The sequence below is a fragment of the Kineococcus esterisolvens genome, assembly GCF_050871405.1.
GTDB lineage: Bacteria > Actinomycetota > Actinomycetes > Actinomycetales > Kineococcaceae > Kineococcus.
Genome location: NZ_JBJLRI010000018.1, coordinates 51,842 through 63,964, shown reverse-complemented (window position 1 = coordinate 63,964; position 12,123 = coordinate 51,842). Strand labels below are relative to the sequence as shown.

At 76.4% G+C, this 12,123-nt stretch carries 12 protein-coding genes; 5 read left to right on the top strand and 7 right to left on the bottom strand.

Features of this window, described 5'->3' with window-relative positions:
* From rsmG to ACRYR8_RS08490, 3 genes are all read left to right on the top strand, one after another.
* On the top strand, positions 1-799 hold a 799-nt coding region (rsmG, locus tag ACRYR8_RS08500; RefSeq protein WP_432483965.1), incomplete at its 5' end, for a 16S rRNA (guanine(527)-N(7))-methyltransferase RsmG.
* On the top strand, positions 796-2,154 hold the full coding sequence (locus ACRYR8_RS08495) for a ParA family protein (protein WP_432483964.1): 1,359 nt from the start codon (positions 796-798) through the stop codon (positions 2,152-2,154). The genes rsmG and ACRYR8_RS08495, both read left to right, overlap by 4 nt.
* Positions 2,151-3,425, top strand: coding sequence for a ParB/RepB/Spo0J family partition protein (locus ACRYR8_RS08490; RefSeq protein ID WP_432483963.1), 1,275 nt, complete (start codon positions 2,151-2,153; stop codon positions 3,423-3,425). Before ACRYR8_RS08495 ends, ACRYR8_RS08490 begins: the two co-directional genes overlap by 4 nt.
* Positions 3,426-3,490: 65 nt before the next feature.
* Here the strand turns inward: ACRYR8_RS08490 and ACRYR8_RS08485 are convergent, their stop codons facing one another.
* Both ACRYR8_RS08485 and ACRYR8_RS08480 read right to left on the bottom strand, forming a co-directional pair.
* Positions 3,491-4,429, bottom strand: a complete 939-nt coding sequence (locus tag ACRYR8_RS08485; protein WP_432483961.1) for a D-alanine--D-alanine ligase family protein — start codon at positions 4,427-4,429, stop codon at positions 3,491-3,493.
* Positions 4,426-5,841, bottom strand: coding sequence for an aminotransferase-like domain-containing protein (locus ACRYR8_RS08480; protein WP_432483960.1), 1,416 nt, complete (start codon positions 5,839-5,841; stop codon positions 4,426-4,428). The genes ACRYR8_RS08485 and ACRYR8_RS08480 overlap by 4 nt, the downstream gene beginning before the upstream one ends.
* A 107-nt stretch (positions 5,842-5,948) precedes the next feature.
* Here ACRYR8_RS08480 and ACRYR8_RS08475 point away from each other — a divergent pair, with 107 nt between their 5' ends.
* The gene (locus ACRYR8_RS08475) at positions 5,949-6,611 is read left to right on the top strand and encodes a GNAT family N-acetyltransferase (protein ID WP_432483959.1); all 663 of its coding nucleotides are present in this window, start codon (positions 5,949-5,951) and stop codon (positions 6,609-6,611) included.
* Positions 6,612-6,794: 183 nt separating this feature from the next.
* Entirely contained in the window at positions 6,795-7,097 is a 303-nt protein-coding gene (locus ACRYR8_RS08470; protein WP_432483958.1) for a hypothetical protein, read from the top strand.
* 95 nt (positions 7,098-7,192) lie between these two features.
* Here ACRYR8_RS08470 and trxA read toward each other — a convergent pair whose 3' ends face one another.
* From trxA to ACRYR8_RS08445, 5 genes are all read right to left on the bottom strand, one after another.
* Positions 7,193-7,519, bottom strand: coding sequence for a thioredoxin (gene trxA, locus ACRYR8_RS08465; protein ID WP_242129965.1), 327 nt, complete (start codon positions 7,517-7,519; stop codon positions 7,193-7,195).
* Positions 7,520-7,563: 44 nt separating this feature from the next.
* On the bottom strand, positions 7,564-8,592 hold the full coding sequence (gene trxB, locus ACRYR8_RS08460) for a thioredoxin-disulfide reductase (RefSeq protein ID WP_432483973.1): 1,029 nt from the start codon (positions 8,590-8,592) through the stop codon (positions 7,564-7,566).
* Positions 8,593-8,743: 151 nt separating this feature from the next.
* Entirely contained in the window at positions 8,744-9,661 is a 918-nt protein-coding gene (locus ACRYR8_RS08455; RefSeq protein ID WP_432483957.1) for a hypothetical protein, read from the bottom strand.
* A 61-nt stretch (positions 9,662-9,722) separates the two neighbouring features.
* Positions 9,723-10,319 (bottom strand): RNA polymerase sigma factor SigM, encoded by a 597-nt coding sequence (gene sigM / locus ACRYR8_RS08450; RefSeq protein ID WP_432483956.1) that lies wholly within the window; start codon positions 10,317-10,319, stop codon positions 9,723-9,725.
* Positions 10,316-11,884, bottom strand: a complete 1,569-nt coding sequence (locus tag ACRYR8_RS08445; RefSeq protein WP_432483955.1) for a protein kinase family protein — start codon at positions 11,882-11,884, stop codon at positions 10,316-10,318. Before ACRYR8_RS08445 ends, sigM begins: the two co-directional genes overlap by 4 nt.
* Positions 11,885-12,123 lie beyond the last annotated feature (239 nt).

Here is a 12,123-nt window from a genome sequence, read left to right as displayed (position 1 = left end):
CCCCCCCCCGCCCCCCCCCCCCCCCCCCCCCCCCCCCCCCCCCCCCCCCCCCCCCCCCCCCCCCCCCCCCCCCCCCCCCTCCGTCGTTCCCCCGTCCGCTGCCGCCGTCTTCGGTGACCGACTGAACGCGGCCACCGCGTACCACGACTTCCTCGCCGCTGCCGGGGTCGAGCGGGGCCTCATCGGACCCCGGGAGGTGCCGCGCCTCTGGGAGCGTCACCTGCTCAACTGCGCCTACCTCGGTGACCTCATCGACGAGGGAGAGGCGGTGGTCGACGTCGGCTCTGGCGCCGGACTGCCGGGCATCGCTCTCGCCCTCGCCCGCCCCGACCTGAGGATCCAGCTCATCGAACCGCTGGAGCGGCGCTACACCTTCCTGCGTGAAGCCATCGCCGAGACGGGCTTGGGCGACCACGTCGCCGTCGCGCGGGGGCGCGCGGAGGATGTCGCCGGTGAGTTCTCGGGCGGCGTCGTCACCGCGCGGGCGGTCGCACCCCTGGCCACCTTGTACGGCTGGACGATGCCTCTGTGTCGTCCGGGCGGGCACCTGCTCGCCATCAAGGGACGCACAGCCGCGGAGGAGATCGCCGCCGCCGCCGACGCGCTGTCGGCGCTCGGGATCGAGAGCGAGCCGCAGATCGTGCATTGCGGCCCAGACGGTGATGACGGCACGACGGTCGTCCGCGTGGCACGGGGCAACCAGCCGCTGCGTCGGCCTCCCGCCAAGTCCACCCCCCGCACCCCCAGCAGCACCCGGCGTCAGCGGACGTCGCGGACCACGGGAAGGAAGAAGGCGTGACGGAGTTGGGATGGTTCGGCAGTCTGCGGTCAGCGTCGGCGCGTGGCCTTGGCTGGCTGGGTCGCGACCCTGAGCCGATCGAGGTTCCACGTGAAACCACACCTTCCGCGAGCACCGACACCGGTCTCGCACCTGATGCGCCGGCGCCTGGTGTGCGGGTACAGGGGCAGGCCCCGGCCGCCGAGGTTTCACGTGAAACGGCAGCAGCGAGCCTCGAAGGGCCTGAAGAAGGTGCCGGGGCGGTTCTGGACGTTCCACGTGAAACGCCTGCACCGGCGGGCGTGGGCGGCCCTGCCGTTCCACGTGAAACGGGGGAGGCTGTGCTCGCCGACCAGCCTGCGGCCGAGGTCCTCGAGCTCGCCGCCGACGAGCTCGCAGCTCCCCGCAGTGCGCAGCCCCCGGTCGCACCTGAACGCTTCCCGCGTCCCGCCGAAACGCGCATCTTGACCGTGGCGAACCAGAAGGGCGGCGTCGGCAAGACGACCACTGCCGTCAACATCGCCTCTGCGCTGTCCGCGGCCGGCCTGAAGGTTCTCGTCCTCGACCTGGACCCGCAGGGCAACGCCTCGACGGCCCTGGGGATCGAACACCACGCCGAGGTCCCCGGTGTCTACGAGGTCCTGGTCGAAGGCAAGGCGCTCGCCGAGGTCGTGCAGCGCTGCGACGAGGCGCCTGACCTCTGGTGCGCCCCGGCGACCGTCGACCTCGCCGGCGCGGAGATCGAGCTCGTCTCGATGGTGGCGCGTGAGTCGCGCCTGCAGCGCGCCCTCACCAAGTACCTCAAGACGGTGGAGCGCAGTGGCGAGGGGCGCGTCGACTACGTGCTCATCGACTGCCCGCCCAGCCTCGGCCTGCTGACCATCAACGCCTTCGTGGCGGCCCCCGAGGTGCTCATCCCCATCCAGTGCGAGTACTACGCGCTCGAGGGCCTGAGTCAGTTGCTGGCGAACATCGAGCTCATCCAGGAGCACCTCAACCCCGACCTCACGGTCTCCACGATCCTGCTCACCATGTACGACGGGCGGACGCGGCTGGCGGCGCAGGTGGTGGACGAGGTGCGCCAGCACTTCGGGCAGCAGGTGCTGCGCGCCCTGGTGCCGCGCTCGGTGCGGATCTCGGAGGCGCCCAGCCACGGCCAGACGGTGATGACGTACGACCCGCTGTCCTCCGGAGCGCTGGCCTACCTGGAGGCGGCACGCGAGATCGCCCACCGCGGCGAGACGCTGGCGCAGGAACCGGCAGGCGGTGAGGTTCGACCGGCTGCTGCGCCGGTGCAGGCGGCCGACCCCTGGTCGCGGTGGACGGACGGAACGGGCGGCCGACGTGGTGTCGCCTCGAAGGAAGGTGGAGCGTGAGCGAGAAGCGGCGTGGACTCGGGCGTGGCCTGGGGGCGCTGATCCCCAACGGTGCAGCCGCTCCAGCGGCGGCCCGGGGCGGTGCGGCGGCGCCTCCGCCCGTCATGCGCCCCGGCGCGCGGCCGGTGGACCTCTTCTTCGACCAGACCACCGCGCGCCTGCCCCGACCGGCGGAGGAGTTCGACGAGCCTGTCGGGGAGTCCCCGGCCCTCGCCGACGAGCGCGCCGACGCGCCGGGGGAGCAGGTGGACGCCGACCCCGGTGAGGTCGTCGGCCCCGGCCAGGGCCCCTCCGCAGCGCCGGTCGACCCGCCCGTGAGCGACCCGGAGCCCTCCGCCCAGCCGCCCGCCGTGGAGCCCCCGCTCGACGCGGTCCCGGAGGGGGGATCCGCGGTCACGGACGACACGAGCGCGCAGGCACCGGGGGAGGGGGCCGCCGGCGACGGCCTGCTGCCGGTTCCGGGTGCCCGCTTCGCCGAGGTCCCGATCGCGGCGATCACGCCGAACCCCCGTCAGCCGCGGACCGTCTTCGACGAGGACGACCTCGCCGAGCTGGTCCACTCCGTCAGCGAGATCGGCGTGCTGCAGCCGATCGTCGTGCGTCCGGTCGACGCCGCCGAGGACGGTTCGCCGCGCTTCGAACTCGTCATGGGCGAGCGGCGCTGGCGGGCTGCCGCCGAGGCGGGCCTGGCCACGGTGCCCGCCATCGTGCGCGAGACCGCCGACGACGACCTGCTGCGCGACGCGCTGCTGGAGAACCTGCACCGCAGCCAGCTCAACCCGCTGGAGGAGGCGGCCGCCTACCAGCAGCTCCTCGACGACTTCGGGTGCACCCACGAGGAGCTCGCCTCCCGGATCGGGCGGTCCCGGCCGCAGATCAGCAACACGCTGCGACTGATGAAGCTGCCGCCGCTGGTGCAGCGCCGGGTCGCCGCAGGCGTCCTGAGCGCCGGTCACGCACGCGCGCTGCTGGCCCTGGAGGACGGCGGGGCGATGGAGCGGCTCGCGCAGCGCATCGTGGCGGAAGGGCTGTCGGTGCGCGCCGTCGAGGAGGTCATCGCGGTGGGCGACGCGGACAGCGCCCCGCGTCGTCGCAACCCCGCCGAACCGCGACCGGAGCTGGAGTCGCGCGCCTCGGCGCTCGGCGACCGCCTCGACACCCGCGTGCGCATCAGCATGGGGCGCACGCGAGGACGGCTCACGGTGGACTTCGCGGGCCTGGAGGACCTGGACCGCATCCTGCGGCTGCTGGACGCCCCTCCGGGCTCCTGAGCCCCGCAGGCACAGCACCCGGGCACCCGGGGGGGAGGGACCAAGGGGCCCTCCCCCCCCGGGTGTCAGCGCAGGGCGCCGTCCACCAGGGCGCGGTACACGGTGTCCGGCTCCATGCCCGCGGCCGCCACCGCCTGCGGGAGCAGCGACGTCTCCGTGGTGCCGGGTGCGGCGTTGGCCTCGAGGAACACCGGCTCGCCGTCCTCGCGCACCACGAGGTCCACGCGGGACAGGTGCCGCAGCCCCAGCGCCGTGTGGGCCGTCCGCGCCGCGTCCGCCACCCGCTGCGCGACCGACTCCGGCAGCCGCGCCGGGGTGAAGAACTCCGCCCGCCCGGCGGTGTAGCGGGCCTCGTGGTCGTAACCGCCGTCCGCGACGACCTCCACGGCGGGCAGCACCCGCAGCTCCCCGGCCAGCTCCACGACGGACACGGCGACCTCCGTGCCCGCCACGTGCCGCTGCACCACGGCCGTGTCGCCGTAGGCGAAGCACTCCGCCACGGCCCGTGCCAGGTCGCGCTCCTCGCGCACGACGCTCACCCCCAGCGCGGAGCCGCCGCGGGCGGGCTTCACCACCAGCGGCAACCCGGCCCAGCTCACCGCGGCGGCCAGCACCGCGTGCGCACCCAGGTCGCGGAACGTCGCGTGCGGCAGGGCCACCTCGCCGGGCACCGCCACCCCCGCCGCGGCCACCACGCCCGCCGCGACCGGCTTGTCCCACGCCGTCCGGCACGCCCCGGGGCGCGAGCCGACGTAGCGAAGGCCCAGCAGCTCCAGCACGTCGCGCAGCGCGCCGTCCTCACCCACCGCGCCGTGCAGCACGGGGAAGACGACGTCCGGGGCCTCCTGCGCCAGCCGCGGCAGCAGTTGCGCATCGGCGTCCAGGACGACGACCTCGCACCCGCTGACGCGCAGCGCCTGCGCCACCCGGGCCCCCGAGCGCAGCGACACGTCCCGCTCGTGCGAGAGCCCACCCGCCAGGACCGCCACCCGCGGGGCGCTCACGCCAGCTCCGGGCCCTGGGCCACCGCGTCCACGGCGCCGGTGCCTGGCGGGCGCGACTGCGGCCCGAACGTCTCCAGCACCTCCAGCTCGTCCTGCACCACGCCCGCCAGGCGCCGCACGCCCTCGCGGATGCGTTCGGGGGTGGGGAAGCAGTACGACAGCCGCACGTGCCGGCCGCCGCGGCCGTCGGCGTAGAAGGCGGTGCCCGGCACGAACGCGACGCGGCCGGTGACCGCCCGCGGCAGCAGCGCCCGGGCGTCCAGCCCCTCCGGCAACGTCAGCCACACGTAGAACCCGCCGACGGGCCGCGTCCAGGACGCCTGGGGCAGGTGGGTGGCCAGGGCGCCGAGCATCGCGTCGCGCCGCTCGCGGTACAGCTCCCGGAACACCTTCACCTGCCCGTACCAGTCGGAGGTCCGCAGGTACTCGGTGATGACGGCCTGCCCCAGCGTCGTGGGGCACAGGACCGCCGACTCCGAGGCCAGCACGAGCTTCTCCCGCACCGCCGGCGGCGCGACGGCCCAGCCGACGCGGTAGCCGGGCGCGAACGTCTTGGAGAACGACCCCAGGTGCACGACGTGCTCGGCGTCCATCGAGCGCAGCGCGGGCAGCGGGTCGCCGTCGAAACCGAGCAGCGCGTACGGGTCGTCCTCCAGCACGAGCAGCCCGTGGCGCCGTGCGACGTCGAGCACCTCCAGGCGCCGCTGCAGCGACATCGTCACCCCGGCGGGGTTGTGGTGGTTGGGCACCGTGTACAGCAGCTTCACCCGCCGCCCGGCGGCACGCAGCCGCACCAGCGCCTCCTCCAGCGCCGCCGGCTGCAGGCCGTCGTCGTCCATCGGCACGTGCTCGACGTGCGCCTGGTAGGAGCGGAAGACGCCGAGGGCGCCGACGTAGCTGGGTGCCTCGGCGAGCACGACGTCGCCGGGATCGAGGAAGATGCGTGCCACCAGGTCCAGGGCCTGCTGCGAGCCGGTGGTGACGACGACGTCGTCGGGGTGGGCGGTGATGCCCTGGGGGCGCACCACCTCGGTGATCTGCTCGCGCATCGCCGGCTCGCCCTGCCCGGAGCCGTACTGCAGCACCGAGGCGCCGCGCTGGGCGACCAGGCGCCCGGAGACCTCCGCGACCACGTCCAGCGGCAACGCCGGCAGGTACGGCATGCCGCCGGCCAGGGACACCACCTCGGGCCGGCTCGCGACGGCGAACAGCGCGCGGATCTCCGAAGCCGTCATCGTCGCGGTGCGCTCGGCGTACGAGCCCAGCCACCGGTCCAGCCGGCTGCCGGCAGCGGTCCCGGCCCCTGCCGCGGCGGGCGCGGCGGGCGCGCTGCCGGGACGGGGAACGGGCGGGTGCTGGCTCACGGCGGCCTCCAGGGGCTCGGTCTGCTCGCGCGACGGCGCTCGTCGCACCCCTGCCACCCTGCCACCTAGGATGCCCGGGACGCTCAGGGAAACCACGCAGGGAACCACGCACGCAGGGAACCAGGCAACCAGGCAACACGGAGGGGGCTGCCCCGGTGGGTCGTCGGATGGCGCCGTTGACGCTCGACACGGTCACCGACCTGCCGAAGGCGTCGCGCCGGTGCGTGTTCTGGGAGCTGGACGCCGTCGCCGCCCAGCGCGCCGAGGAGGCCGGGTACCCGGACTTCGAGAAGGAGGCGTGGATCTCCTCGGTGCTGCTCCAGTGGGGGCCGTGCGGCCGTCTCGTCCTCGTCGACGAGCAGCCGGTGGGGTTCGTCATGTACGCGCCGCCGTCGTACGTGCCGCGGCAGTCGGCGTTCGCGACGTCCCCGGTCAGCGGGGACGCGGTGCTGCTGACGACGGGGTGGATCGACCCGGCGTTCCGCGGGCAGGGCCTGGCGCGGATGCTGCTGCAGGGCGCGGCGAAGGACCTCACGCAGCGCGGGGCCAAGGCCGTGGAGGCGTTCGGCGGCACCTCGCTGGTGCCCGGTGGGGACGGCAACGAGGACTGCGCCCACGAGACGTCCGAGCCGTGCGTGCTGCCGGCGCACCTGCTGGAGTCGGTGGGGTTCACGGTGGTGCGACCGCACCACCGCTACCCGCGGCTGCGGCTGGAGCTGAAGAACGCGATCAGCTGGCGCGAGGACGTCGAGGCGGCGCTGGAGCGGTTGCTGGGCAGCGTGCGGGTGCCGGTGCTCAGCGGCATCGCGCACGGCTGAGGGCCTCCACCGGGCCCCCGGCGCCCCCGCTCGGGTGGCGCTCGCGCGGGAACGACCTATCCTCCGCCTCGAGCACCCTCCGCGGCGTCCCGCGCCGCGCGCCGGCGACCGTCCCCGGAGCCCGCTCACGCACCGGTGCGTCGCGGAGGTGCCCCCACCGGTGACGTTCTCGAGGAGGTTCTCGTGTTCGACGTTCCGGCGGCCGGCGTGGTCCTGGCCGCCTCGCTGACGATCGCCGCCGTGGCGGCCGGTGCCGTGGCCCTGTCCCTCGTCGCGGTGCTGGTCGTCGCGCTCACGGGGCTGGGCCTGGCGGGTGCGGTCCACCTGGCGGCGTGGATCGGCTTGCGGTGCGCGCGCCTGCGCGGCCGCGCGCGCGCGGGCGGCGCTCCGGCCGTGCTCCCCGCACCGCCCGTGCTGCGGTTGCCCCGGGCGCGCCGCGCACCCCGGGCGGAGGTGGAGCAGCCCCGGCATCCGCTGTCCGCCTGAGGGCCCCGGCCCGCTCGCGACCACCGCGGGTCGCGGCGAGCGCGAGCGAGCCCCGGCACCGCGGAGGCGGTGCCGGGGCTCCGGGGGCGTCCTGCTCAGCCGATGACGTCGGACAGCTCGGCCAGGATGTCCGGCTTCGGCCGCGCACCGAGGATGCTCTTGACGACCTCGCCGCCGGAGTAGACGTTCATCAGCGGGATGGACGTCACGCCGTACTTGGCGGCGGTGCGCGGGTTCTCGTCGGTGTTGAGCTTCACGATGGTGATCTTGTCGCCGTGCTCGGCGGCGATCTCCTCCAGCACGGGGGCGACGCGGCGGCACGGGCCGCACCACGGCGCCCAGAAGTCCACCAGGACGGGCTTGTCGGAGTTCAGGACCTCGGCCTCGAAGGTGTCGTCGGTGACGGCGGTGGTGGCGCTCACGGGCGGTCTCCTGCTTCTCGCGGGTTCTCGGGGACGGGGGGTGGTCAGCGCTGGCGCGGCTGCGGGCGCTCGACGGTGCCGGCGGACGCGGCCACCGGCACCTCGGTCTCCTCGCGGGGCGGGTCGACGTGCTGCTCGACGTCGCCGCGGGCGGCGAGGTACCGCTCGGCGTCCAGGGCGGCGGAGCAGCCCATGCCGGCGGCGGTGATGGCCTGCATGTACGTGTGGTCCACGACGTCGCCGGCGGCGAACACGCCCGGCACGTTCGTCCGGGTGCTGCGGCCCTCCACGAGCACGAAACCGTTCTCGTCGACGTCGACCTGGCCCTTGACCAGGGCCGTTCGCGGTTCGTGGCCGATGGCGATGAACAGGCCGGTGGCCGCCAGCTCGCGCTTCTCACCGGTGACGGTGTCGCGCAGCGTCAGGCCGCTGACCTTGTCCTCGCCGTGGATGCCGACGACCTCGGAGTTCCACGCGAAGCGGATCTTGGGGTCCTCGTGGGCGCGGCGGGCCATGATCTTCGAGGCGCGCAGCTCGTCGCGGCGGTGCACGATGGTCACGCTGCGCGCGAAGCGGGTGAGGAAGGTGGCCTCCTCCACGGCGGAGTCACCGCCGCCGACGACCGCGATGTCCTGGTCGCGGAAGAAGAAGCCGTCGCAGGTGGCGCACCAGCTCACGCCGCGCCCGGACAGGCGCTTCTCGTCGGGGAGGCCCAGCTCCCGGTACGCGGAACCCAGGGCGAGGACCACGGCGTGGGCGCGGAACGTCTGCCCGCCGCCGGTGACGACCTCCTTGACCTCACCGGACAGGCGCACGTCCACGACGTCGTCGGTGACGAGCTCGGCGCCGAAGCGCTCGGCCTGGGCGCGCATGTTGTCCATGAGGTCCGGACCCATGACCCCCTGCGGGAACCCGGGGAAGTTGTCGACCTCGGTGGTGTTCATGAGCGCGCCGCCGGCCGTGACGGACCCCTCGAACACGAGGGGCTTGAGCTCCGCGCGCGCCGCGTAGAGGGCCGCGGTGTACCCGGCAGGGCCGGAACCGATGACGATGACGTTGCGGACGTCGTCCACCGAGGGGCTCACCGAGGGGACCTGCTTCCTTGGATCCGGGGGCGCGACCGGGTCGCCGGTCGCGTGCTGGCTGCAACGGATCGTAGGGCGGGGCTGTTCCCCGGCGCCCGCACGGGCGCCGGGGGAGCAGCCGGACGGGTGGGCCGAGGGGTCAGGGCGTGCCGGGCACCGGCGACGCGGGGAGCTCCACCCGGTCGAGGGGCTCGTCGCCGGGGGTGCAGCCGAGGGCGACGACGACGACCTCGCCGGCGGCGCCGTCCGCGGGTGCCTGCACGACGAGGGCGGCCGGCTGCGAGCGCCAGGCGGCGATCTGCACGGCGGCGACGGAAGCGGCGTCCACGCCGGCGGCCCGGGCGCAGGCCAGGGCCCGCTCGGCGGTGGGGCGCTGGGACTCGTCGGGGGTGCCGGCGGACACCTCGGCGGAGGGGACGGCCGAGCTCTTGAGGTCCCGCTCGGCGTCCACGCCGGGCAGCGCGTCGGGGGCGGGCCGACCGCCCCCGGTCCCGCCGCCCCCGTCCGGGTCGCCGGTGGTTGCGGGGGCCTGCAGCAGGAGGGCCCCGGCGGCCGCGACGGCCGCGGTGTCGGCGTAGTCGGTGCCGCTGCGCAGCACGGGCGCCGCGAGGCCCGCGGCGCCCGCCGCCTCAGCGGCGGAGTCGCCCGCCCCGCCGGCGGTGCTGCCGCTGTCCGCGGCACCGCCGCCGAGCACGCCGTCGTCCACGAGGGCCCCCGCACCGGCCGCGACCACGCCGGCGGCGGCGACCGCGACGAGGGCGCTCCGCCAGCGCGCCGGGCGGGTGCGGCGGTGCTCCGCCAGCGAGGCGACGCGGGCGCCCGCCCCGGTGCTCGCGGGGGCGCCCCGCTCCGCGTCCCCCGCGTCCCCCGAGTGCTCCGAGTGCTCCGAGTGCTCCGAGTCCTCGGCGCGGGCGCGGGCCAGCGCGGCGTCCACGCGGGCGGCCACGTCGGCGGGCAGCGGGCCGACGGTGCCCGCGGCGGCACGCAGCAGCTCCCGGACGCGCGCCTCCTCGGGGGGCAGCACCTCGCCGCCCACCGGGTCCCCGGACCCCGTCACCCCGCACCTCCCGGCCGTCCCGGCCCGTCCACCGGGCCCCTGCTGTGACGCTCGGCGGCGCTCACCGGTTCCCCTCCGGCGCCTCGCCGCGCAGCAGCGCCGCCAGCGCGGTGCGCCCCCGCGAGCAGCGCGACTTCACCGTGCCGACGGCCACGTCGAGGATCTGCGCGGCCTCGGCCACGGGCACGTCGTACATGTCGACCAGCACCAGCGCCGCGCGCTGGGCCTCCGGCAGCAGCGCCAGGGCGCGCGTCACGTCGAGGCGGGCCTCCACGGCGGGGACCTCGTCGCGGGAGACGGCCGGGGCCGCGCCGGTGCGGGGGGCGTCGCCGTCGGGGCCGGTCCCCTCCTCCAGGGGCCGTGCGGGGCGGGCGGCACGGCGGCGGGCGCGGTCCAGGCAGGCGTTGACGACGATGCGGTGCAGCCACGTGGTGACGGCCGAGTCGCCGCGGAAGCGGCCGGCCGCGCGCAGCGCGGACACCAGCGCGTCCTGGAGGGCGTCGGCGGCCTCCTCCCGGTCGCCCGCGGTGCGCAGAGCCACCGCCCACAACCGGTCGCGGTGCCGGCGCACGACCTCACCGAACGCATCGGGGTCGCCGGCGGCGTGGGCGGCGAGCAGCTCGGCGTCCGTGCGCGGGTCGGGCAGCGCCTCGTTCACGGCGCCGCGGGCGTCCCCAGCACCTGGACGTCGCCGACGGAGACGCGGAACTCCCCGTCGGTGGTGGGTGCCTGCGTGAACCACAGCAGCAGCTGCCCGGTGCGCACCGGCTCGGGCGGGGTGAGGGTCTGCGCGCCGCCGGCGGGGGCCTGCGCGACGACGGCGGACCCGGTCAGGGGGTCCTCGCCGCCCGCGGTGGTGCGCAGCTCCACGGTGCCGCCCTCGCCGCCCGAGGTCAGCTGCACGGAGGTCACGTCCACCTCGGCGCCCAGGTCCAGCACGAGGCCCACGCCGTCCTTCAGGCCGCCGAAGGCCGCGGACTCGTAGCGCTCGCTGTCCCACGTGGTGGCGGGGTCGCCGTCGGTGACCCGCTCGGGGGCGGTGCCCTCCTCGCCGTCGCCCAGGGGGTCCACCGCGGTGACCGACGCCACCGGCAGGGGCGCCGGCGCGGGCGGCGGCGCGGGTGTGGGCGTCGGGGTGGGCACGGCGGCGGGTGCGCTCGCCGTGGCGGCGGGGGAGGTGGCCACCGGTCGGGTACCGGGGTCGTCGCCGTCCGGGCTCAGGCCCCGCAGCTGCCACAGCGCCAGGACGAGGCCGACGAGCACCACGGCACCCACGAGCGTGAGCACGAGGCGGGAGTCCTCCCGCTGGGGGCGCCCCGTGGAGCGGGGACGGGTGAACGGGACGGGCGGTTCCTCCTCGGGCACCACCTCGTCGCGGTTGCGCAGCCGGCTGCGGAACTCCGCCGTCGCCAGCTCCCCGCGCATCCGGCGCAGCGCGTCGCCGAGGTCGTCCAGCGACCACGGCGCCAGCTGCAGGGCCAGCTCGGCCGGCTCGCGCGGGCCGTCCTCGTGCGGGCCGAACGTCACCGAGCACAGGGTGTCGAGGTCGTTGGGCGCGTCGGGGCGCAGGTCCTTCAGGGGAACCGGCGGGTCCCAGCGGCCGCCCGTGGTGGGCGCCGCGGGCAGGCCGGGGGCGTCGGGCAGGTCGTCCACGCGCGGCCAGTGCCCGCTGAGCCCGGCGTAGGCGAGCGCGACGAGGCCCACGGCGTCGGCGCGGTTGGCGAGCGCTGCCGCGCGGGCGGGCGAGACCGCCGGCGGGTCCTCCTGCAGGGCGGCCTCCATCCCGATGCCCAGGACCCGCACCACCGCGTCCGGTCCCAGGACGACGGACTCGGGCGTCAGGCGGGTGTGGTGCAGGCCGCGGCGGGCCGCGGCGTCCAGGGCGCTGGCGGCCTCGCCGACGAGCCCGCGCACCGCGGCGGGCGTGAGGGTCCCCTCGCGCAGCAGGTCGCCCACGGACCAGCCCTGCACGGACTCCTCCACGACGAACGCCACGGCCCGCCGCTCGCCGGGCGCCGTCTCGTGCAGGTCGGTGCCGGCGTCCAGGACGCGGGGCACGCGCGGGTCGGTGAGGGTGGCGGCGCGCCGGCCGGCGTCGAGGAACTCCGCGGCGCGGGGGTCGGCGGCGTCGATCGTGCGCACCCGCACCCAGCGGTCGAGGGTGGTGTCCCAGCCGAGGTGGTCGGTGCTGGCGGAGGTGGGGGGCAGTTCGCGGTGCAGCACGTAGCGGTCCGCGATGGTGCTGCGGGCAGCCGCGTCCAGTGGTCCCTCCCCGTCCGGGGCGCACTGCGCGTGCGCCGGCGGGCCCGCGTCCGCGGGCCGGGGACCATGCTAGGGGGGCCCGGGCCGCGGGCGGGCGGACCGCGCCGTGGAAGCCGGTCACGGCGGTTCGGGCCCGTCCGTCCGCACCCGCCGCACCGGTGCCCGGGCGGCCGGACCACCCCGGACGGGTGGTGCGTCCC